The following is a 23,151-nucleotide window of genomic DNA, read 5'->3' on the forward strand; positions in this document are numbered from 1 at the left end:
ATGAATGGAAAAAGAGAACAGGAGGCCTTTCTCTCATTTTGCATGCTCGTTTCAAGAATCGAGCGTAAAGGGCTGTTGAAGCTCTTCACGCTCGCAGGACTCCCCGCTACACAATGGAAAATTCACGTCTTTTGACTTTCATGGCGTATTTATTTAAGTATTCGTTTGCTTTTTCGTACTCTCCGTTTTTCTGATACCATTGTGCCAGCTCAATTGCATAATGGACTGGCTCTTCTTTATTATCAAGCTTATCGAGATGAGGGAGTAGTTCCTGTTCAATGAAGTTGTACATTGCATCGTCGGCTTTTAAGCGGTGCGCATAGTAGCGGGCTTGAAGCTCAGAGCGTTTGTAACCACGTTTCGCACTAATCTCGATAATTTCATTTAATTTTGATTCAATTTGTTTTTTGTCCGTTTTCAATTGGAAGAGAACTTCTATGTCTGCAAGAAGGCTGAATACGTAATTTTGGCTGTCTTTGTCGTAGTAGGCGCTGCATTTTGTAAAACATTCATGGCTTTGTTCATAGTTACCCATTTTTTTGAGCAAGACGCCGTAATTGTACATTGCCTGGTAATAGAGCGTGTCACGGCCAAACAGACGTGTGTTTCGCAAAAGGATTTTGTAGAGACGAAGAGATTCCTCTGTCATATTCATTTGTGTATAATTAACACCTAGTAACATTTGCGTGTGAAAAGCGCGAATGTAATTGTCCTCTTGTTTAAAAATATGAAGCGCCTCTTTTGCATAAATAATGGCTTTTTCCGGCTCATTTAGCTGTGTAAAACATTGTGCAAGCACGAATGCGACTTCACGAACGAAAATGTATTTGGAAGAATAGTCTTCACTTTGCAAATCAAGCAAAATTTCTTTTGCTTCCTTTAAGCGGTTGCGGTTTACTAGGAGGATGCCGTTGAACAGACGGTAAGATAGTTCTTCGATCGCGGACAGATTCGTGCGGTTTTTATCTAAGATGGCTCGCTGCTCTTGGGCCAGGTGGTTCGCTCCGTTCATCAGGTGGTAGCGCATCATGTATAAATGGTACGTATTAATGTAATCTGTTCGGGCAATGATAAATTCTTTCTCGACTAATAATTTTTGAATTCGTTTTGCTTCCTGTACATCCACAAATTGTATGGCTTCAATAAAGGCTTCCAGCGACTGCTTAATCTCGTTGTGTTGGGCATATTCATCTTCTATATTGACGCCAAGCCGGTCAAGCAAAAGGGAAGCTGTAGCATGGTTGGCCTTATAGATGTTGTTTTCAATTTTGCTAAGGTGTGGAATGGAGCAAATACCATCGGCGAGTTCTGCCTGTGTCATATTATGCTTAATTCGGTAGTATTTGATTGTTTTGCCTAACTCCACGTTTCATCAACCCACTTTGTATAAGTATCGTTAACCTATTTATAAGAAGCAAAATGTTTAATTTTATATATACTTTATTCGCCAATAATATTTAAATTCCTGCAAATTGAGTGAAAATAATCGGCCTAACAAAGAGTTTATTCAAAAAAAGCGAGATCCCTTTCAATTAAGGAAGCTCGCTTTTTTCAAACTCAGTTTGTGCATGTTGTAATTCTTCGATTGAATAGCCAAATGTCATTTGCAAATGTGGATAATCAGTGAAATTTGCCCAATCTCCTCCCCACTCAAAACCAAGTCCTTTCGCTAATTCAGCTACTTCAAACCAATCCGGTTTGCCGTTTTCGTTGCCGTCATAAGCGATGTCCCATAAAGGCTCGCCGTCCTCGTTTAAAAGGGCGAAGTCAATAGCAAGGCCAAAATTGTGGTAAGACTGACCGCCTTTTGCATTGGTGACAATACGCCCATTTTGGTCGCGTCCTCTTTGGTAAAGGCGGTCTTGTTCTTCGGGAGTGCGATAACCGTCTGTAATGAGGATCGAGATACCGATTGCCCCTGCCTCGTCAATCAATTTTTCCGTATAGTCAGCTACAACTGGGTGAAGCCCATCCGCTGGGATAAGCTCTTCGATTTCGACTTCTGTATTGTTTATCGCCGTATGGGAAGGTTGAAACAAACTGTTGAGCCAACCTGTTCTTGAGACAAATCCAGCAATGAAAACAAGGCCGCTGCAGATAACCAAAAACAGCAGCAATCGTAAAAATGCCCGCACAAAATGCCCCCTTCCACACGCTAGCTATTTTCGTTTATGGTACAAACCAGACTGGCGGAATGGCAAGCGAGGCGATAAACCTTATGGGGCTCACTCGACTACGACTTTTTGAGGCAGTGGAAATTCCCCCGTTCATTCCTTATGGCGGTTGGCCGCATCTGCTGTGAAATTTGGACTGTTTTTTCGACGTATAAGAAAATAAACAAGCCCAAGCACTGTCCAGATAAAGCCAATCGTTAATGCGTGTCTATCAATGGAGTAAAGCAACCAAATGCAAAATGCCGCTCCTAACGCGGGCAATAGCAAGTTTGCCAATGTTCCTTTAAGGGAACGGCGTTTTTCGCGAATATAGTAATGGAAGATGACCGATGCGTTTACGCTAATAAAACCAATAAGCGCTCCAAAACTAATGAATGAGTATATGATCTCCAGTTCGCCAAAAATGGCGGTTAAGGAAAGAATGCCAATCAGAATAATATTAAACGTCGGCGTTTTAAAACGCGGATGAACATAGCCGAAAAAGCGCTTAGGCAATGTATTGTCTCGTCCCATCGCGAATAGCAATCTCGAAGCACTTGCATGGGAAGACATGGAGGACGAGACCACAGCAACCATTGTTCCAGCAAGGAAAAAGGCGTGCATAAATGCGCCCCCGACGTACTGGGCGATTTCTAATGATGCCGCTTCGGCAGAGATGAAAGCCTCATAATTGGGATAAACAAGCTGCAGCAAGTAAGAAACGGCTACAAACAATGCGCCCCCGATTAAGACAACTAGTACAATCGCCAGTGGGACAGTTTTTTTCGGATTCTTCGTTTCCTCAGACAAAGTCGAGATCGCATCAAATCCTAAAAAGGAAAAACAGAGAATGGAAGCACCTGTAAAAGCGGTTTGGAATGCGAATGTTTCACTAAAAAAGGGCACAGGCGATAATAGCTCGCCAGTGCCTAAGCCATTCATCAAACCGCGAATCATAAAAACAACAAATACGGCAGCAACTAAAACTTGGAACGCCACGAATAACCCTGTTATATTTGCGGTTAATTGGATGCCGAGAATATTGATGGTCGTAATCGCCGCTGCCAAAATAACGACCCAAATAAAAGCTGGTACTTCTGGAAAAGCCGCGTTTAAATAAGCCATGCCAATTGCAAAATTGACCATTGGCAAAAACAAGTAATCAAGAAGCAAAGACCAACCAGCGGCAAAACCAACATTTGGATGGATGCTTTGTTGCGCATACGTATACGCTGAGCCCGCTTTTGGAAATGCTTGGACCATTCGTCCATAACTATAAGCGGTTAAAAGTAGTGCTGCGATTGTAAACAAGTATGATGTTGCTACATGGCCTTGTGTGAGTTGCGCGACCACGCCGTAAGTATCAAAGACGACAAGCGGGTCCATGTAGGCAAGGCCAATGACGAGCAGCGGTACCAGCGTAAGCGTACGCTTTAGCTGCTGTTCTTTCTCCAAAGGAACCACCCCCAAAAAAATGTACACTTCATTGTACGGCTTAGAAAACAAGAGTGCAATAGTCCATTTCGACAGAACCACTTTCGCAATTTTAATTCACATTTTTCATTTTGTGATTGTTCTTTGGTATGATAGATAGAAAAGGGAGGAGTACACATGATTGTAACGCCTAAATGGCTCTATGACAGGCTTGGCGAAGTCATCGTCCTTGATGCTCGTTTTGATTTATTTGATGAAAAGAAAGGGAAACAGGCTTATCGTGCAGAACATTTGCCAGGTGCTCTATTTATCGATATGGTCGAAGAAATGGCGGACAAACGCATCCAAGGAGCAGGGCGCCATCCGCTGCCAACTCCAGAGGACATGGCGCGGATGTTTGCCAGAAAAGGCATATCAAAAGACAGCAAAGTCGTTATTTACGATGACCAAAATGGAGGAATAGCGGCAGCACGAGCATGGTGGATGCTTGAATTTCTAGGCAACAACAACGCAGCTATTCTTGACGGTGGGATTCAGGCTTGGAAGAACAGTGGCTACCCGACGACGGATGAGGTGAAGCTCCCACAAGAGACGGAATTTGAGCCCCATGTAAAGGAAGACTGGCTAGTTAGCGCCGAACAAGTGAAAAATAAGTTAGGAAGTGCTGTTTTGATTGACTCCCGTTCTAGGGAACGTTATCAAGGGGAACAGGAACCACTTGACCTAAAAGCTGGGCATATTCCAGGTGCACTCAACTATCCGTGGGGTGGTGTGCTCCGCCAGGACGGAAACTGGAAGAGCACTGAGGAACTAGTACAGCATTTTGCCGCCCTCCCTCGTGATCAGGAAGTGATTGTCTACTGCGGCTCAGGCATTTCCGCATGTCCAAATGTCCTTGCATTAAAGCGGGCAGGATTTAAACAGGTGACACTATATGCAGGAAGTTGGAGCGATTGGTCTTCGCGTAGCGGTTATCCAGTAGAGACAGGTCACCCAAGCCAATAAATGCAATTGACTCGCGAGACGGGTTTGGTGCTGTTAACGCCCACGTCAGCGAGTTTTTTTGTGGAGAGATGCTAGGCAGAAAAATGTTCCAGTTGCTATACTAGTGAAAAACGAGTAATCGTTTCCACAGATGAAGCGATTGATGAGAAAAAGTGGTGATCATGTTGGCTTTTGCATACGATCAATTTTTACGCCATTCGTTTTCCACCCTTGATCAATTTGTGGAAGAATTAGGCGACTTGCTGAAATGTCCTGTTACAGTAGAAAATAGTCACCATCATTTACTGGCCTATTCAGAGCATGGAGAAGGAACAGACCAAGCACGAGTGTCCACCATTATCGGCCGGAAAGTTCCAGCCCCGTTAATTCACCGTTTTTGGAAAGACGGGATTATGGCTTCGTTAAATCAATCGTCTGAACCGATTTCCATTGCGGAAATTCCCGATATGGGACTCGGGCCAAGAGTTGCTTTATCCGTTCGGGACCAAGAAGGGCATGTGCTTGGTTATATTTGGGTGTCAGAAACCAATCGAACCCTTACTGCCTATGAGCAGCAATGGTTGAAAAAGGCAGCTCGAAAAGCAGCACGGCTTATGCAAAAAGCGAACCGGTTTAAACGTGGGGAAGCTTCAAATGAGGAGCGACTTTGGAAACTGTTGACGAATACGCACGAACAAGGTGACATGCCAGAAGAAGTGCGGCAGGAGGAGCGGCAAAGCAGCATCCTTTTAATTGATGTAGCAAACCAGCTTGAACATATGGAGACTGTCCAAGCAATACTTGAAAGCAGCAACGCTGTGCTTTTCATGTTTGATGGTGAATTTTTTATTGCCTTTATTTATGGGAAAGACTTAAGGAAACAAGTTGGCGTCTTTGCTGAGAAACTGCCAGACGGTGTCCACATGGCCGCAGGGAATCCTTCATTTGTCGTTGATGGATGCGCACGGGCTTATGAACAGGCGAAAGCATTGCTGGAATTGAAAAAAAGATTTGGCAGCGAGCTATCTGATTGCTTGTTCTACTATGAAGCAGGGGCGTACAAATATATACAACCTTATGAAGACAAAGCGATGATCGCTGGTGACCATCCAGCAATTGAGCAGTTGCGTGAATATGACGCAGAAAATCAAACAAGTCTTTTGGAAACATTGGCGATGTATATCGAAAAAGACGGGCACCTTACCGCCGCGGCGAAAGCGCTTCATGTTCATCCCAATTCCCTCCAATACCGATTAAAGCGAATTGCCGAGTTGACTGGCTTGCATTTGCGTAATCCAGCCGAACGAATTGGCTTATATTTGGATTTTCAGCGCAAAAAAGCGCAACTTTCGGTGAATTCCACAAATGGAATAGGGAAATTTAGGGTGGATGCCCCAAAGAAAAAAAGACCGTAACTCGGGTATACTAAGAAAATAAACGTTATCGAGGGAGGTCTTGGCATGATTATCGGAATACCGAAAGAGATTAAAAGTTATGAAAACCGGGTAGCAATTACGCCAGCTGGCGTTGATGCTCTTGTTGGCAGTGGGCACCGTATCCTAGTGGAGGTAGGAGCAGGCATTGGCAGCGGCTTTACGGATGAGGAGTATGAAAAGGCAGGCGCAACTATTGAAAAAAACGCGAAAGATGTTTGGGCGGCAGCAGACATGATTATTAAAGTCAAAGAGCCGCTTTCTGAAGAGTATGGGTATTTCCGCAAAGGATTAATTTTGTTTACGTACTTGCATTTGGCGGCAGAGCCTGAATTGACAAAGGCATTAGTCGATTCAGGCGTGACAGCAATTGCTTATGAGACAGTAGAGATAAACCGGGCATTGCCGTTGTTAACGCCGATGAGCGAAGTGGCTGGAAGGATGGCAACACAAGTGGGCGCCCAGTTTTTAGAGAAGACGCGAGGGGGGAAGGGGATTCTCCTTTCAGGCGTGCCAGGCGTTAAACGTGCCAAAGTAACGATCATCGGCGGCGGTGTTGTGGGCACAAACGCGGCAAAAATGGCTGTTGGTCTTGGCGCTGACGTCACTTTACTTGATGTCAGTGGAGAAAGGCTGCGACAACTTGACGATCAATTTGGAAATGACATTCAAACGATCATGTCCAACCCTTTAAATATTGCCAGCGCGGTGGCCGAGGCGGATCTTGTCATCGGTGCCGTACTAATCCCAGGAGCGAGGGCGCCTAAACTCGTAACCGCAGAAATGATTCAAAAAATGGGGGCGGGCAGTGTCGTTGTCGACGTCGCTGTAGACCAAGGTGGCATTATTGAAACAGCTGATAAAGTAACAACACATGATGCCCCGACTTATACGAAGTACGATGTCATTCATTATGCTGTCGCCAATATGCCAGGAGCGGTGCCGCGCACATCGACGATTGCATTGACAAACGTCACCATTCCTTTCGCTATGCAAATTGCCAACAAGGGGGCTAAAGAAGCGCTCCAAGCAAATACGGCACTCGCTAAAGGTTTAAACGTAGCGAATGGCTTTATTACGTATGAAGCAGTTGCTCGTGATCTAGACTATCCTTATAAACAAGCAGAAGAAGTTCTAGCTGAGTTGCCTTAAACAAAAAGAACGCTTGACCCACATGTGGTCAAGCGTTCTTAATAGCGTTTAAAGCGGCGTGCTTAAAAATGCTACACAAACGGGGTATGGCACAGAAATATTGGCTTTATGAAGGGTTAGTTTGCCTGTATCTTTGTTTCGGGCGTAGACGGTTAAGTCCCCTGATTCTTGGTTAGAAGCAACGACAATTGACTCGGTCGGATCAAGGCGAAAGTCCCGCGGCCAATTGCCTTCAGTCGAAACAAATTCGACTAGGCTTAGTTCGCCTGAATGCTCATTAACACGGAAGCTTGTGATCGAATTGTGCCCACGGTTGCCGACATAAACAAACTTGCCGTCACGGGAAACGTGGATGGCGCTGCCTTGGCTAAGATCTTCATAGCCTTCAGGCAAAGTTGAAACCACCTGTATTTCCTTTAATGTTCCAGGAATGGCGTCAAAAGCGCACACAATTACTTCATTGGATAACTCAGTCATAATGTAGGCATATGGCTCCGTCGGGTGAAAAGCAATATGACGGGGTCCAGAGCCGGGGGTGGCATTGAACGTAAAATGTTTTGCCAAGTTTTCGCCATCAAGTGTATACAACACCACTTCGTCTGTGCCTAGATCGACCGCTACAATGTATCGCTCATCAGGGGTAAAACCGGCAAAATGGGCATGGGCTTTTTCTTGCCGCTCTGCATTTGGGCCGTTGCCTTTGTGTTGAACACTTGCTAGCGTTTTTACGATCGAGCCGTCATTGTTCAAGGCGAAAGCATGAATCATGCCGCTATGGTAGTTGGCGGACAACGCCCGTTTTCCTGCCTTGTCTACACTAATGTGGCAAGGCCCGCCGTCTGCCGTTATTTCCTTATTGATCGGTTCGAGGGCGCCTGTTTGCGCATTGATGGAAAAGGATTGAATGCCGCCAGCGTCTCCTTCTTTCATAACTGCATAAAGGTATTGATTGTCATCGGAGATCGTCACATACGTTGCATCTTTCAACTCAGCCGCTAGCTTAAGGTCAGTAATTTCCTTTGTATTCGTATCAAGTGTAAACGTATAGACGCCTTTGCTATCTCCTTTGGAATAAGTGCCAATGTATCCTCGGTAAATCGCCAAACCAAACACTCCCTCTCGTACAATGTCTTCAACAGTATAACCGATTTGTAGAAATCATTCATGTTTTAGCGTTTATTTTTTGCTGACGATGGCCAAGGAGTCGTGAAGACGTAAAGACAACTAAGCCAATCCAAATGAAGAAAAAGGCGAAAAACTGAACAATGGAAAATGGCTCGTCAAATACAAAGATTCCTAGCAGCAACATTAATGTTGGCGCGACATACTGTAGAAAGCCAATCAATGAAAAGGAAATCCGCTTTGCCCCATAAGAAAAAAGAAGCAGCGGCACTGCCGTCACCACTCCTGCGCCAACAAGAAGGGTGATCGTCAGAGGATCAAAGCTAGCTAGTGGATAGGCTGTAAAGAAAGCGAAATAGCAAAGCGCAACAGGGACGACAAGGAGTGTTTCAATGAATAAACCCCCTGTGGCACTTAATGGAGCAGCACGTTTAATGAATCCATACAAGCAAAAAGTGAGCGCCATGCCGAAAGAAGCCCATGGAATGTGGCCACCGATGATGATGAGCAGCAATACGCCTATTGTCGCTGAGGCAACTGCTGCGACTTCTGCTTTGCTCAGCTTTTCTTTTAGGAACAATGTCGCAAGGACAACATTTAAGAGCGGGTTAATGTAATAGCCAAGGCTTGCATCAATCACTTTTTCGCCGCTGACGGCAAAGATGAAAATAAACCAGTTTAAACTTATTAAAATAGACGCTGCTAGGATGCTCATGAAAACGCGCCCGTTCGTAAATACCCATTTCAACTCCGTGCGATAATGAGCTTTTTGCTTCGAAAACAAGAGCAGCAAAGCGATAAAAACAAAGGCAAACGCAATGCGGTACATTAATATATCTAGTGACGGCAGATGTTTTAGCAATGCCCAATACAGCGGCAACAATCCCCAAATGAAATAAGAACCAGAAGCCGCGATAATGCCAAGTGTATCTCCTTTTTGCGTATTCAATCGTCTCTCCCCAATTCTCTTTTTTTTTAGTTTACCTTATTTTTGTTTCGTAGGGCGAATAAAATATTTACAGTGAAAAAATATTCAGAAAAAAGGTAGTTCCTTTAGTGTAAGCCTAATGTGCTAAAGTCGAGGCATTGCCAGAAAAGTTGACACAATTCTTTTTTATTTTCTGTAAGAAGAGCAGGAAAACGATCTTTTTCTTCGAATACTAACTATCATACTGGACAGATAAGGCTGAAGAGAGGGAAATAAATGAACATTTATTCATCAGTAGATATGGAAGGGATTACAGGGCTTGTAGATCGCCAGTTTGTAACGCCAGGCGAACGATTTTATGAACGGGGCCAACAGTTGATGACACAAGAGGTAAACCACGTAGCAGAAGCTGCGTTTGCCTTTGGCTGCAAACGATTTGTCGTCAACGACTCACACGGAAAAATGAATAATTTGCTTGTGGAGCGGCTTCTTGCAGAAATTGAATTGGTTTCTGGCGAGGTCAAACCGTATTCAATGGTGCAAGGGCTCGATGATTCGTTTGACGGTGCTTTCTTTATAGGCTACCACTCTAGGGCCTCCATGCCAGGAGTCATGAGCCATACGATGATTTTTGGCGTTCGTTCGATGTGGCTTGATGGCCATGAAGTCGGAGAAATGGGGTTAAATGCTTATTTAGCCGGTTATTACGGCGTTCCGGTGTTGCTTGTAGCAGGAGATGACCAGGCCGCAAAAGAAGCGGAAGCGCTCATTCCCAATGTGACAACCGCTGTTGTAAAAACAACGCAATCCCGCTCGTCCGCCCTTTGTTTAACGCCTGCCAAAAGCAAAGCGTTGTTACAAGCAAAAACAAAGGAAGCTTTAATGAAAAGCGGTAAAGTGGAGCCGCTGATTGCAAACAAGCAGCCTGTTTTACATATTGAATTTGCCAATTACGGGCAAGCGGAATGGGCCGCGTTAATGCCTGGTGCTGAATTAGAGATAGGCACTACCGTTAAATTTGCAGCAAAAGACGTCAAGGAAGCGTACCAGGCGATGCTTGTCATGACTGAGCTTGCCATGCAAACGACGTTTTGCTAGAAAGAGGCGATCCACTTGCTTAAATATGTGAGCAAACGTTTTTTAGCGATGCTAATCACGTTATGGGTCATTATTACGGCTACCTTCACGCTTATGCATGCGGTGCCAGGTTCGCCGCTCAATAGCGAACAGACGACCAATGAAACAATCCGTGCCAACTTAGAGGCTTACTTTGGGCTTGACCAGCCAGTGATCAACCAGTACTTCTCGTATTTGCAATCGCTCATGCAGTTTGAATTCGGGCCTTCGATTGCGCAACCAGGCGTATCCGTCAATGATTTAATTGCAAGAGGCTTTCCTGTTTCTTTGGAACTTGGGGTGTATGCGATTGCCATTGCCCTTGTCTCAGGCGTTATTTTAGGGGTCTTGTCGGCGCTAAAGCGCAATGGCCTAATTGATTATACGCTCATGACTTTTGCCGTGCTCGGTCTTTCAGTCCCTAATTTCATTTTGGCTGCTTTACTTATACACTCATTTAAAGATTATTTGCCTATTGCGACATGGCAGAGTTGGCAGCATATGATCTTGCCCGTTTTTGCTCTTGCTACGTCGCCAATGGCAATTATAGCTAGGTTAACAAGGTCAACGATGGTGGATGTACTGACACAAGATTATATCCGGACAGCTCAGGCAAAAGGGCTATCCCCCGTGACCATTGTCGTAAAACACGCGTTGCGGAATGGCCTGATGCCTGTTGCGACCATACTTGGCACACTAATCGCCGGCGTTTTAACAGGCAGTTTTGTGATTGAAAAGATTTTTGCCATACCGGGTATTGGTCGTTATTTTGTTGAAGGGATCAATAACCGCGATTATCCAGTGATTATGGGGACAACGATTTTTTATAGCGCCATTCTGCTGGTTATGCTGTTCCTTGTTGATATTGTTTACGGTTTTCTTGATCCAAGAATTAAACTGCATCGGAAGGAGGGCCACTAATGGCGCTTCTTGATTCGAACCAGCAGCCTGTTGATGACGCTCTATTTAAAAAAGCCGTACAGACTGATAGTGCCGAAAAAGTCGTTCGCCCCTCCTTGTCTTATTGGCATTCAGCCTGGGTCCGCTTGCGAGAAAACAAATTGGCGATGTTTGGCCTAGCGACGATGGTTGCCCTTGGCGTGATGGCGGTGATTGGTCCATGGATTACTCCCCATAGCGTCACTGCCGGCGATTTAACGAAAGTCAACATGCCCCCTTCGTCTGAACATTGGTTTGGCACAGACGAGCTTGGCCGTGATATGTTTGCCAGGACTTGGTACGGTGCCCGGATTTCACTATTTGTTGGCCTTGCTGCAGCCGCGATCGATTGCCTGATTGGGATTATTTATGGAGGGATCTCTGGTTACAAAGGCGGGCGTGTCGACTCGATCATGATGCGCATCGTTGAAATTTTGTACGGTTTGCCTTACTTGCTAGTTGTTATACTGCTTATGGTTATTATGGGGCCAGGTTTGCTGACGATTATTATCGCTTTGACTGTAACCGGGTGGGTCGGAATGGCGCGAATTGTTCGCGGTCAAGTGCTGTCATTAAAGCAAAATGAGTATGTGCTTGCTTCAAAAGTATTTGGCGGGAGCACTTCGCATATTATTCGAAAGAGCCTTCTGCCGAATACAATGGGGCCAATCATCATCCAAATGACGTTGACCATCCCCTCAGCCATTTTCGCGGAAGCATTTTTAAGTTTTTTAGGGCTTGGCATTCAAGCGCCTTTTGCTTCCTGGGGTTCGCTCGCCAATAACGGTTTGTCTTCCATATTGACAGGCCATTGGTGGCGTCTGTTTTTCCCTGCCTTTTTCATCTCGCTGACCATGTTTGCCTTTAACGTCTTTGGCGATGGTCTCCAAGATGCACTCGATCCAAAAACAAGGAGGCGGTAGCAGTTGGCTTTATTGCAATTAAAACAGGTGCATATATCGTTTAAAACATATGGCGGTGAAGTTCAAGCAGTCCGCGGAGTCAATCTGAGTCTGGAAAAAGGGGAAACACTTGCTGTTGTTGGCGAGAGTGGCTGCGGCAAGAGCGTAACAGCCCAAAGCATCATGGGCCTGTTGCCGAAAGGGAACGCCGCGATCAAACAGGGAGAAATTTTATTTAAAGGCCAAGATTTGACGAAGCTGTCCGCTAAAAAAATGCGCCGCATTCAAGGGAACGAAATTTCGATGATTTTTCAAGATCCGATGACTTCGCTCAACCCATCATTAACAGTCGGAACACAATTGACTGAAGGCATCCGCAAGCATACATCCATATCTGTAAGCGAGGCTAATCATAAAGCGTTGGAAATGCTTGAAGTGGTTGGCATTGCCAACGGCAAAGAACGGCTAAAGCAGTACCCCCATGAGTTTAGTGGCGGGATGAGGCAGCGTCTCATGATTGCGATGGCGCTTATTTGCAAACCAGACATTCTCATTGCTGATGAACCAACAACGGCGCTTGATGTCACCATCCAAGCACAAATTTTAAAGCTGTTTAAAGACATTCAACAACAGACAGGAGTCGCGATCATGTTAATTACGCATGATTTGGGCGTTGTGGCTCAGCTTGCTGACCGTGTGCATGTCATGTATGCCGGAAAGATCGTTGAAACAAGCAATCGTAGAGAGTTGTTTTATAACCCTCAGCACCCTTATACAAAAGGGTTGCTACATTCAGTTCCCCGCCTAGACGGCAGTGAAGCTGAGCTTGAACCGATTGGCGGCACGCCGCCTGATTTATTTGCACCGCCGGCAGGGTGCCCATTTGCGCCACGCTGCGCATACGCCATGGATGTCTGCCGTACCCATATGCCAGCGGAAACGGAGATGACAGGAACGCATGCTGTTTCGTGCTGGCTGCAAGATCCACGCGCCAAACAAGTATTTAAAGAGTTAGCTTAAAGGGGGAAGAACGATGAAAAAGAAATGGTATTTCGCTCCACTAGCGGCAAGCTTTGTATGGACGCTCACGGCTTGTACAACCGGGACGTCGACTGACGAAAATCCACCAGAAACAACGGAGGGGGAAACAAGTACAGAAGAAAAAGCAGAGGAAAAAATATTGATTTTAAACAATGGCAGTGAGCCCGTTTCTTTGAACCCACAAATTGCGTTCGAAGCTGTTTCGAATGCGCCGCTGAATAATATAATGGAAGGGCTTACGCGGCTTGGTTCTGACCACACGCCAGAGGAAGCAACGGCTGAGAGTTGGGAAATATCCGATGACGGTTTGACGTATACGTTCCATATCCGCGAAGATGCCAATTGGTCCAATGGGGAGCCTGTGACAGCGGAAGACTTTGAGTATGCCTGGAAAGAACTTGTGAAGCCAGAGAACGCTTCCTCAGCGGCTTTTTTAGCGGAATTGATTGAAGGAGCTGCTGAATACAATGCAGGAGAAGGCTCGGCTGAGGATATGGCCGTGACGGCTATCGATGACAAAACACTTGAAGTCGTATTGACAAGCCCGCAACAATATTTTCTTAGCATTATTGCCAATCCATCGTTTTTCCCAGTCCATAAAGCAACAGCAGAAGAAAATCCTGATTGGCATACAGAAGCGGACACATATGTCAGCAATGGCCCGTTTGTCCTCGCTGGTTGGGACCATAATTCGGAGTTGCGGATGGAGAGAAACGACCAGTATTGGGATGCGGAAAATGTCGCTCTTGACGGTGTCAAATGGCTAATGCTTGAAGATGCGATGACCGCCTATCAAATGTATGAACAAGGAAACCTTCATGCCGCCGTACCGCCGGCAGACATGGCCGAACAGCTGATTGCAGAGGGCGAAGTTGACCTATTGGAACAAGCGGGCACATACTTTTACCGGTTTTTGGTGACCGAAGAGCCGTTCCAAAATCAAAAAATCCGCCAAGCATTTGCCAAAGCAGTTGACCGCCAGGCGATTGTTGATAGCGTCATTCGCCAAAACCAGGAACCAACAGGGGCGTTTGTTTCCTACGGATTTACCGAACCTGGCGGAGGTGATTTCCGAGAATCAGGCGGCGATTTGCTTGAATATGACCCAGACGAAGCAAAAGCATTGCTTGAAGAAGGGATGGCGGAAGAAGGCTATTCAGAATTGCCTCCTGTCACGCTTTCCTATAGTTCAGGAGTGGATGAGCATCAGCGCATTGCCGAAACACTCCAACAAATGTATGAAGAAAACTTAGGAGTTTCCGTTGACCTAGCAGTCGTTGAATCAAGTGTTTTCCTAGACCAACAACGCAATTTAGAGCTGCAAATGTCGCGGTCTTCTTTTATCGCCGACTACGCTGATCCAGTCAACTTCCTTGAAAGTTTTGTAACAGGTAGCTCTATGAACCGGACTGGTTGGGAAAACGAAGAATATGACCGGTTAATTGCTGAGTCTAAGGAGGAAGGGGACGAAGAGCGGCGGTTTGCGTTGCTCCATGAAGCAGAAGCACTGTTAATGGAAGAAATGCCGATTTTCCCTCTTTACTTTTATAACCAGCCAGTCTTAGAAAACGACTCCGTGACAGGTGTTGTCCGCCATCCTGTTGGCTATATTGAATTGAAATGGGCTGACATCAATTAAAAGGCATGAGGGGAGAGGGCGCTCTTCCCTCATGCCCGTTTTGCAAAAGGGGGAATGGCTTATGGAGGCTATCTTACCAAAAGCGTTAAAAAAGGGAGATGCCATTGGCGTGATCGCTCCGGCAAGCCCACCAGATATCGCCCGTATTGAAAAAGCAAAATCTTTGTATGAAGATATGGGGCTTCGGGTGTTGCTTGCTCCCTCGGTAGGCAAACGCCACGGCTACTTAGGGGGCACGGATGCAGAGCGTGTTGCTGACTTGGAAGCGATGTTTGCCAATGAAGACGTTCGCGGCGTGTTTTGTGCTTGCGGAGGATATGGAACACCGAGAATTGTAGACCGCCTGAATTACAAATTAATTGCCGAACATCCGAAAGTATTTTGGGGTTATAGCGACATTACGTGCTTGCATGTTGCGATCCACCAGCAAACAGGGTTAGTGACGTTTCATGGGCCTATGCTCAGTTCTGACCTCGGCAATAGTGAATTGGAAGGAGCAACGTTAGCCGGATTATCACAGGTCATGGCGCCTCGCCAACAAGTGTTTGAGCAAACACTTCAGCCATTGAAAATTTTAGCGGGAGGCATGGCAACAGGGAAATTGGTTGGCGGGAATTTAACGTTGCTTGCTAACATGGTTGGAACGCCATATGAAATCGATACAAAAGACGCTCTCTTGTTTATTGAAGAAATCGAGGAAGAACCATATCGAATTGACCGAATGCTAAACCAGCTTAAGCTTGCTGGTAAGCTTGATGATGCTGCGGGATTTGTTATCGGCAACTTTAACGGCTGTGAGCCGAAAAAGCGCCAACATTCGTTTACACTGGAAGAGGTATTGGACGATTATTTTTCTGCATCTGGCAAGCCATGTATAAGCGGTTTTCAAATTGGCCATTGTTCACCTGCATTGTCTGTTCCATACGGAGCAATCGCTGTTTTAGATACAGAGCGTAAGCGTTTAGTGGTTGAACCTGGCGTGAGGGGGGAAGGGCAGTGAAGGAAGTACAGGCAGCCGAGCCAGTTGTGACACTATGGACATCACGGGATTCGCCAAGAGCGATTGACGAGAAAATCATCTGTGTAAACAGTTGTTATGAAGAGTGGCTTGAACAGCTTTCCTATAACGAGCGCTTAGCACTTTGTACGGAAAACCGCATCCAAAGCCAGATTTTGTTTGGCGAAACCGTGCTGATCATCCAGGAAGTCGACAAGTGGGCTAAAGTACTGTTGCCAAACCAGCCAACGACGAAACATAAAGAAGGGTACCCAGGATGGATACCTCTTTGTCAGCTTCGAGAAAAGATCGCTCCTGCTCTAAAAACTGTTCGTATTTCAAGCACGGTTGCGCCGTTGTTTACTGAAAACCACCAAAAATGGTTGACGCTAAGCTTTGGAACAGAGCTGGCAGTAGTTGAAGTTGAAGAGTATGTCATCCATGTCAACACGCCTCTTGGAACAGGGATCGTTAAACGGACTGATATAGAAGAACGGCCAAGGGAACGAACAGGGGAGGCGTTGTTAAAAAGCGCTCGCCAGTTTATTGGTCTCCCCTATCTATGGGGGGGAATGAGTGGATTTGGTTTTGACTGCTCCGGGTTTGTATATGCGATCCATCGTGCTAGCGGTATTCTTATTCCAAGAGATGCCTCCAATCAAGTATTGACGGGGGAAATCATTGATGCGAGCCGGCCAGCTATCGGCGATTTGCTCTATTTTGGTCATGACAATGGAAAAGGAGCGATTCATCATGTAGCTATGTATGCTGGCGATGGAGAAATGATTCATGCCCCAAAAACAGGGAAAACAGTCGAGCAAATTCCGCTTGCCGGAACTATATATGAAAAAGAACTTTGCGCAGTGCGCCGTTTTTTAAGTGCGCCTAGTTGGAGGGACATTTAGTGAGTGAACCGCTACTGGAAGTGACGGATTTAAAAAAACATTTTGCTATTCGCAAAAACCAAACGCTTAAAGCGGTCGACGGCGTTTCTTTTACTATTAAAAAAGGAGAAATGCTAGGGCTTGTGGGCGAATCAGGCTGTGGAAAGTCAACGCTTGGCCGCACGATCCTTCGTTTATATGAACGAACGTCGGGGTCAGTGAAGTTTAAAGGCACCGATGTCCATAAAGCTGGACAAAAGCAAGCAAAGGCACTAAACCGAAACATGCAAATGATTTTCCAAGATCCATATGCTTCATTAAACCCCCGTTCCGTCGTAATGGATATCATTGCCGAAGGAATCGACATACATCAGCTGTATAGAGGGAACCGCCGTAAGGAACAGGTTTATGAGCTGTTGCAAACAGTTGGCTTAGGCGCCGAGCATGCCAATCGCTATCCGCATGAATTTAGTGGCGGACAGCGGCAAAGAATTGGCATTGCTCGCGCTCTTGCCGTTGATCCAGAGTTTATTGTCGCAGACGAGCCCATTTCGGCTTTAGACGTCTCAATCCAAGCACAAATTGTCAATTTGCTACGTAAACTCCAACGTGAAAAGGGGCTAACCTTTCTGTTTATTGCTCACGATTTATCGATGGTCCGCCATATAAGTGATCGGATTGGTGTGATGTATTTGGGCAAGCTAGTCGAGCTGTCAACGAGCGAGGCACTGTATAAGAACCCCCTTCACCCATACACAGAAGCCCTGCTTTCTGCGATTCCGATTCCAGATCCAGATTTAGAAGATAAGCGCGAGCAAATTTTGCTAAAGGGAGAGATTCCAAGCCCGCTTTCGCCGCCAAGTGGCTGTGTTTTCCGGACTCGTTGCCCAAAAGCAATGGAGCGATGCTCGCTCGTCGAACCGCAAATGCAGGAATACAAGCCCGGCCATTTTGCAGCTTGTCACTTATACGAAGGCACGACACCGATACACAGAGAAGCTGCTGCCACTCACGGATAACCAGCCAGAAGCGATGCTGACAATGAGCTTACCCCCTCGTCATTTGGCGATGGGGTCTTTGATTAGGATTGTTCGTTTGTTTCAGCGTATACCCTGTTAAGGTGGTTCGTATGGTTCTTGCCCCACTCGTGCATGGCGTCTAAAACAGGCTGTAAACTTTTCCCGTATTCAGAAATGGAATACTCCACTTTTGGTGGGATTTGTGGATAAACTTTTCTCTCTACAATATCATGAGACTCTAACTCTCGAAGTTGTGAAGTCAACATTTTTTGGGTAATGCCAGGAATGGCGCGTTTCAATTCGTTAAACCGCATAACATCATGTGTCATTAACTGAAATAAAATTTTATGTTTCCACTTTCCGACAAGAATTTCTAACGCTGTATCTACTTCGCAGGATTCCATCGTTTCCACTCCTCTAAACAGTTTCTTTTTATATACTATATGACAAACAATGGGGTATAGACAATCTTTTTGCTTGAAGCCCTTTTTTGTAGATCCTATAGTTTCTTTGATTATACTAACGTACTTTAAAGTGCGTACTGTTTTATTCATCGGCGATTGGATAGACTAAAAAAGAAAAAACATACAAAGGAGAGAATTTCAATGGCTACTTTTTTTGAAGCAATTGAGAAACGGCGTTCCTATTACGCAATTAGCAAAGAGGCTGTCGCATCAGATGAACGCATTAAAGAAATCGTCGAGCATGCTGTAAAACATGTTCCATCTGCGTTTAATTCCCAATCGGCGCGGGTGATCATTCTGCTTGGAAAAGAACATGACAAGTTTTGGGATCTAACGACTGAGGCACTAAAAGCAGTTGTCGGAGACGGAGACTTCTCAGGTACACAGCAGAAAATGGATGGATTTAAAGCAGGCTATGGCACCGTACTATTCTTTGAAGACCAAGAGCCGATTCTGAAGCTGCAAGAGTCTTTCCCGCTTTATGCAGAAAACTTTCCAATTTGGTCAGAACAATCCTCAGGCATGCATCAATTTGCCGTGTGGACTGGTTTAGAAAACGAAGGGTTTGGCGCTTCGTTGCAACACTATAACCCGATTGTTGACGAGTTGGTTATAAAAGAATGGAATGTTCCGGAAACATGGAAACTTCGTGCGCAAATGCCTTTTGGCAAACCTGTTCAAGAACCAGGGGAGAAAGAATTTTTGCCGCTTGAAGATCGTGTAAAATTGTTTAAGTAAGCCAAAAGCCAGTTGAGCTCATGTCCTCAACTGGCTTTTTGTCGGTTGCGCTACAAGGCAACGATCTTATTTTCGCAACGCCTCTTCTTTTAATTGTGGGTAAATTTTAGTCGGCTCTGTCACGCGGTCATCGGTAATGTGGACTTGGCACATTTTGTTATGGCGCATAAATTTGAAGATGCCATTATTAAAGTCCGTTCCCGTCTCTTTAAAGAAAATGCCTTCGTATTTAGCCTCTTTCGTATGGCTGAACATGAGGCGATACCCGTCTTCGTCTTCTACTAGGTAGGCGCGTACGCCTTTTTCAAAGTGACCTTCGAGCCCTTTGATTGCCCGGTCACAGGAAACAACGTGGAAATCGACGAAAGGAATCTCGCGGAGAAGCACGTTCATAAAGGAACCTTTCGTAATTTCTTCCCATCGGCTTTTGGCCGTTTGGCCGATAATGATTTGCGTAATATGGTGTTCTCTAGCTACTTCAGCGATTACTTTTACCGCCGGTTTTTTTTCATTATCACGAATAATAAATTCTTCAACATCATACTCTTCCGCCAACTCTTTCCACCTATCAATATAGGCCGATTTTTCGGCATCTAATTCATCATAAGGGAGAGGGTCAACCGTTAATATATATAAAGGGCAGTCAAGCATGTTAGCAATTTTAGCACCGCGTTTGATTAAACGTTCGCCGTTTGGCCCGTAATAAACGCACACAAGAATGCTTTCATCCATGCGTCCTTTAGCTTTTTTCATAAAAAATCACCTCAGTTAATATGTTATCGAACCAACAATGAAGAATGACGTTTAGGTCTGAATATGGCTTCTGCCCTCAGTCAGCTCATTGCCACCGAGGCATCTTGAAAACTTCGTTATTATATAACGGCGATGGACGAATTTCAATTGTTTCTACAAAAAAGATTAAAATTCTTTCTCATCCTTATTGAATGCCAATTACGTCTGTTTGCTTGGGCCGCTGTACAGCTTGTGACATTTTTGTGTGTCCCAAGGCGTATTGTGTGCATTGCCTTCAAAATTAGTATATACTTTTAATCAACAAGTAAATCACCAACGGTTCATTTTTTACAAACAACCCTCATGCTTTTTTGGCCTTCCCTCGTGCTCTGGAAAAGTATATAAAAGGCCTAGCGTCCAAAGCAGGCGAATTGGCTTTTCCGTGCAGCATCCACTCCGTTGCGCGATTTCGAGCTGGCATAAAGCAGACATTCCAATATTTTGCTTTCATCATACACGTTCTCTCTAGGAAGCACAAGCTTTGATTGGCTTGGTTTTTTTAGGGAACACTTGGAAGGACATAAGTGAAAGGAATGAATACGTACATAGATTTACGCAGTAACTTGAGAAAAAGGAGGTCGCGTTTTGTACACTGTTAACATTGCTATTTTAACACCTTTTATAGTCGCTCTTTTTATCCCCTTCTTATATAAAAGGGTATCTGCTATTCATACAGGCTGGTTTGTGCTGGCTGTACCAGTCACCCTTTTCGCAATATTAGCTAGTTATATTCCCGCTGTTGCTACTGGAGACACATTCTATTCCTCGATCCCATGGCTGCCGTCACTTGGCATTAATTTTACAGCGTATTTAGACGGGTTAGGTTTAATTTTTGCGTTGCTTATCACAGGCGTTGGAAGCTTGGTGGTCCTCTATTCGATTTATTACCTTTCAAAAGAACGGGAATCATTGCATCATTTTTATATTTATTTGCTCATGTTTATGGGAGCCATGCTTGGCGTGGTGTTCTCAGATAATTTGCTTGTACTTTATGTATTTTGGGAATTGACGAGCATTTCATCGTTTTTGCTTATTGCTTACTGGCACCATCGCCGCCAATCTCGATACGGAGCACAAAAATCGATGTTGATTACGGTGATGGGCGGAATTGGCATGCTTGCTGGATTTTTAATGCTTAGTTCGTTTGCAGGCACATTCAGCATAAGAGAAATCATTGGCGGGATGGGCGACTATGCCAGCCACGCCCTTTTTTTGCCGGCAATGCTGTTGGTTCTATTAGGTGCATTTACGAAATCAGCCCAATTTCCGTTTCATATTTGGTTGCCTGACGCAATGGAGGCGCCAACACCTGTTAGCGCGTATCTCCACTCAGCAACGATGGTAAAGGCGGGCATTTACTTAGTTGCCCGGTTTACGCCTGTTTTTGGCGGGGAGGCCGTTTGGTTTTGGGTTGTCAGTATCGTAGGGATTGTGACGCTATTCTGGGGCTCATTTACAGCGATTCGCCAAACGGATTTAAAAGCGCTTCTCGCTTACTCGACGATCAGCCAACTAGGATTGATTATGACGTTGCTCGGGCTCGGCTCGGCAGCGCTGCATTTTGACGTTATAGACAATCAGTCTTTCTACTATTCACTCGCAATTTTTGCCGCTTTGTTCCACCTTGTCAATCATTCGACGTTTAAAGGGGCACTGTTTATGGTGGTAGGTATTGTCGACCATGAAACAGGAACACGGGACATTCGTAGGCTGGGCGGATTGATGACAGTTATGCCAGTAACGTTTACTGTAGCGGTTATTGGCAGCTTTTCGATGGCAGGTTTGCCACCGTTTAACGGCTTTTTAAGCAAAGAAATGTTTTTTACGGCCGTTTTGCGCATAATAGAGCTGCCATTTTTCTCGATTGAGACATGGGGGCTGCTATTTCCGATCATTGCATGGCTGGCGAGCGTGCTCACCTTTGTTTATTGCTTGATTCTCATATTCAAAACGTTTTTTGGCGAACATCAGCCAGAAAAACTAGAAAAGTCAGCGCATGAAGCGCCGTTTGGTATGCTTGTCTCGCCTGTTATTTTAGCGAGCCTGGTTGTCGCTTTCTTCTTCTTCCCGAATGTATTAGGCGAATTTTTGCTTAAACCGGCATATGGGGCCGTTATGCCTGCGTTTATAGAAGCAGGGGTATTCGACTATCAGATCAAGGCGTGGCATGGCATCAATACGGAACTGCTAATGACGCTAGGGATTGTTGGTTTCGGTTTTGTTCTATACCGGGCGTTGCCGCGGTGGAGTGGGGTGTATTCTCTCTTTCCGGCAAAGCTATCGTTGGACCGTCTATATAATGGGGCGCTGATTTCGGTTGAAAGACGCTCGAATGAAATAACAAACCGCTATATGACAGGGAATATGTACCACTATTTGCTCTATATATTCCTTGTGATATTGGGGCTTGTATATACGATTGCCTTGACGACAGGCGCGTTGTCTTTTGATGCCTCGAATGATGCTCCTATTAGTATCTATGAAGGTATTCTTGCTGCTGTGATGGCGATTACAGCGATTTCAATCCTATTTGCTAAATCACGAATGACTGGCATTCTTCTAAATGGCGTTCTTGGTTATTTAGTAGCATTGTTCTTCGTCTTTTTCCGTGCCCCTGATTTAGCGCTGACACAGCTTGTCATCGAAACCGTAACAGCTGCACTGTTCTTGCTTTGTTTTTATTTCCTGCCTGATTGGGACAAACAAAAGCACAAGACTAAGCCTAAACTACTCAATGGCTTGATCGCGGTAGCAACAGGAGCTATGGTGACTGTGCTGGCGCTGTCAGTCAACAGCAATCGCTTGTTTGACTCGATTTCCGCTTTTTATGAAAATGCCTATGAACTTGCAGGCGCAAAGAACATTGTGAACGCCATTCTCGGTGACTTCCGTGCATTTGATACGATGCTTGAAGTTGTGGTGTTGCTCATAGCCGGCCTTGGCGTGTATGTGCTGATCAAGCTGAAGGCGAGTAAGGGGGGACGTGACCTTGAAGGCAAATGATGTGATTTTACGGACAGTAACGAAAGTGGTTGTCTTTATCATTTTAACATATGGCGTCCACTTGTTTTTAGCTGGGCATTACGAACCTGGCGGCGGCTTTGTCGGTGGTCTCGTCCTAGCTTCGGCATTTGTGCTCATGTACTTGGCGTTTGATATAGAGACCGTGCAAAGAGGTATACCCATCGATTTTAAAATGCTTGCAGGAGCAGGGGCTTTCCTCTCCGTGGCCACTGGAGTAGCGTCGATTGCCTTTGGCGTTCCGTTTCTTACACAGGAAGAAGCCCATCTGACTTTGCCGATTTTTGGCGAGGTAGGGTTTACGTCTGTCATTTTGTTTGAAGCAGGAGTCGCACTCGCCGTTATTGGCACTGTTGTGACTATTATTCTGAGTATAAGTGAGGATGTTTAGCT

21 protein-coding genes are annotated in these 23,151 nt (G+C 45.3%); 14 read left to right on the forward strand and 7 right to left on the reverse strand.

Annotation, left to right across the window (positions count from 1 at the left end; genetic code table 11):
• Positions 1-106: 106 nt before the first annotated feature.
• The 3 genes from N6H06_RS13660 to N6H06_RS13670 all read right to left on the reverse strand — a co-directional run bounded on the left by N6H06_RS13660 (position 107) and on the right by N6H06_RS13670 (position 3,608).
• On the reverse strand, positions 107-1,366 hold the full coding sequence (locus N6H06_RS13660; RefSeq protein WP_062748017.1) for a helix-turn-helix domain-containing protein: 1,260 nt from the start codon (positions 1,364-1,366) through the stop codon (positions 107-109).
• Positions 1,367-1,532: 166 nt separating this feature from the next.
• Positions 1,533-2,135, reverse strand: a complete 603-nt coding sequence (locus N6H06_RS13665) for a M15 family metallopeptidase (RefSeq protein ID WP_062748015.1) — start codon at positions 2,133-2,135, stop codon at positions 1,533-1,535.
• Positions 2,136-2,267: 132 nt separating this feature from the next.
• Entirely contained in the window at positions 2,268-3,608 is a 1,341-nt protein-coding gene (locus N6H06_RS13670) for an APC family permease (protein WP_062748013.1), read from the reverse strand.
• Positions 3,609-3,764: 156 nt separating this feature from the next.
• Here N6H06_RS13670 and N6H06_RS13675 point away from each other — a divergent pair, with 156 nt between their 5' ends.
• The 3 genes from N6H06_RS13675 to ald all read left to right on the forward strand — a co-directional run bounded on the left by N6H06_RS13675 (position 3,765) and on the right by ald (position 7,156).
• The gene (locus N6H06_RS13675; RefSeq protein WP_263707176.1) at positions 3,765-4,592 is read left to right on the forward strand and encodes a sulfurtransferase; all 828 of its coding nucleotides are present in this window, start codon (positions 3,765-3,767) and stop codon (positions 4,590-4,592) included.
• Between the two features lie 161 nt (positions 4,593-4,753).
• Positions 4,754-5,986 (forward strand): PucR family transcriptional regulator, encoded by a 1,233-nt coding sequence (locus tag N6H06_RS13680; protein ID WP_062748009.1) that lies wholly within the window; start codon positions 4,754-4,756, stop codon positions 5,984-5,986.
• Positions 5,987-6,031: 45 nt separating this feature from the next.
• Positions 6,032-7,156 (forward strand): alanine dehydrogenase, encoded by a 1,125-nt coding sequence (ald, locus tag N6H06_RS13685; protein WP_263707178.1) that lies wholly within the window; start codon positions 6,032-6,034, stop codon positions 7,154-7,156.
• A 48-nt stretch (positions 7,157-7,204) separates the two neighbouring features.
• Here the strand turns inward: ald and N6H06_RS13690 are convergent, their stop codons facing one another.
• Positions 7,205-8,260, reverse strand: coding sequence for a lactonase family protein (locus tag N6H06_RS13690; RefSeq protein WP_062748005.1), 1,056 nt, complete (start codon positions 8,258-8,260; stop codon positions 7,205-7,207).
• 58 nt (positions 8,261-8,318) lie between these two features.
• On the reverse strand, positions 8,319-9,227 hold the full coding sequence (gene rarD / locus N6H06_RS13695; protein WP_263707182.1) for an EamA family transporter RarD: 909 nt from the start codon (positions 9,225-9,227) through the stop codon (positions 8,319-8,321).
• 255 nt (positions 9,228-9,482) lie between these two features.
• Between rarD and N6H06_RS13700 the strand changes: the two genes are divergently transcribed.
• From N6H06_RS13700 to N6H06_RS13735, 8 genes are all read left to right on the forward strand, one after another.
• The gene (locus N6H06_RS13700) at positions 9,483-10,304 is read left to right on the forward strand and encodes a M55 family metallopeptidase (RefSeq protein ID WP_062748001.1); all 822 of its coding nucleotides are present in this window, start codon (positions 9,483-9,485) and stop codon (positions 10,302-10,304) included.
• A 15-nt stretch (positions 10,305-10,319) separates the two neighbouring features.
• Positions 10,320-11,243 (forward strand): ABC transporter permease, encoded by a 924-nt coding sequence (locus N6H06_RS13705; protein WP_094423776.1) that lies wholly within the window; start codon positions 10,320-10,322, stop codon positions 11,241-11,243.
• Positions 11,243-12,184, forward strand: a complete 942-nt coding sequence (locus tag N6H06_RS13710; RefSeq protein ID WP_062747999.1) for an ABC transporter permease — start codon at positions 11,243-11,245, stop codon at positions 12,182-12,184. The genes N6H06_RS13705 and N6H06_RS13710 overlap by 1 nt, the downstream gene beginning before the upstream one ends.
• Positions 12,185-12,187: 3 nt before the next feature.
• A complete protein-coding gene (locus N6H06_RS13715) occupies positions 12,188-13,183 on the forward strand; it encodes an ABC transporter ATP-binding protein (RefSeq protein WP_062747997.1) in 996 nt (331 codons plus the stop codon).
• A 13-nt stretch (positions 13,184-13,196) separates the two neighbouring features.
• A complete protein-coding gene (locus N6H06_RS13720) occupies positions 13,197-14,843 on the forward strand; it encodes a peptide ABC transporter substrate-binding protein (protein WP_263707187.1) in 1,647 nt (548 codons plus the stop codon).
• Between the two features lie 61 nt (positions 14,844-14,904).
• Positions 14,905-15,843 (forward strand): S66 peptidase family protein, encoded by a 939-nt coding sequence (locus tag N6H06_RS13725; protein ID WP_062747993.1) that lies wholly within the window; start codon positions 14,905-14,907, stop codon positions 15,841-15,843.
• The gene (locus N6H06_RS13730) at positions 15,840-16,745 is read left to right on the forward strand and encodes a C40 family peptidase (protein ID WP_062747991.1); all 906 of its coding nucleotides are present in this window, start codon (positions 15,840-15,842) and stop codon (positions 16,743-16,745) included. The genes N6H06_RS13725 and N6H06_RS13730 overlap by 4 nt, the downstream gene beginning before the upstream one ends.
• Positions 16,745-17,743, forward strand: a complete 999-nt coding sequence (locus N6H06_RS13735; protein ID WP_263707190.1) for an ABC transporter ATP-binding protein — start codon at positions 16,745-16,747, stop codon at positions 17,741-17,743. Before N6H06_RS13730 ends, N6H06_RS13735 begins: the two co-directional genes overlap by 1 nt.
• Positions 17,744-17,805: 62 nt before the next feature.
• On the opposite strand, the gene N6H06_RS13740 is transcribed toward N6H06_RS13735, so the two are convergent.
• Positions 17,806-18,147 carry a winged helix-turn-helix transcriptional regulator gene (locus N6H06_RS13740; protein ID WP_153020531.1) on the reverse strand — a complete coding sequence of 114 codons (342 nt, stop codon included), beginning with the start codon at positions 18,145-18,147 and terminating at the stop codon, positions 17,806-17,808.
• A 201-nt stretch (positions 18,148-18,348) separates the two neighbouring features.
• Here N6H06_RS13740 and N6H06_RS13745 point away from each other — a divergent pair, with 201 nt between their 5' ends.
• Positions 18,349-18,945: a nitroreductase family protein gene (locus tag N6H06_RS13745; RefSeq protein WP_062747984.1), complete on the forward strand. Its 597-nt coding sequence runs from the start codon at positions 18,349-18,351 to the stop codon at positions 18,943-18,945.
• A 66-nt stretch (positions 18,946-19,011) separates the two neighbouring features.
• Here the strand turns inward: N6H06_RS13745 and N6H06_RS13750 are convergent, their stop codons facing one another.
• A complete protein-coding gene (locus N6H06_RS13750; RefSeq protein ID WP_062747982.1) occupies positions 19,012-19,698 on the reverse strand; it encodes a universal stress protein in 687 nt (228 codons plus the stop codon).
• A gap of 624 nt (positions 19,699-20,322) precedes the next feature.
• On the opposite strand from N6H06_RS13750, the gene N6H06_RS13755 reads away from it, so the two are divergent.
• Together N6H06_RS13755 and N6H06_RS13760 are read left to right on the forward strand one after the other, a co-directional pair.
• Positions 20,323-22,740 (forward strand): Na+/H+ antiporter subunit A, encoded by a 2,418-nt coding sequence (locus N6H06_RS13755; protein WP_062747980.1) that lies wholly within the window; start codon positions 20,323-20,325, stop codon positions 22,738-22,740.
• Positions 22,727-23,149, forward strand: coding sequence for a Na(+)/H(+) antiporter subunit B (locus tag N6H06_RS13760; protein ID WP_062747978.1), 423 nt, complete (start codon positions 22,727-22,729; stop codon positions 23,147-23,149). Before N6H06_RS13755 ends, N6H06_RS13760 begins: the two co-directional genes overlap by 14 nt.
• Positions 23,150-23,151: the final 2 nt, after the last annotated feature.

This window comes from Shouchella tritolerans, from assembly GCF_025770735.1.
In the GTDB taxonomy this organism is placed as follows: Bacteria; Bacillota; Bacilli; order Bacillales; family Bacillaceae_D; genus Shouchella; species Shouchella tritolerans.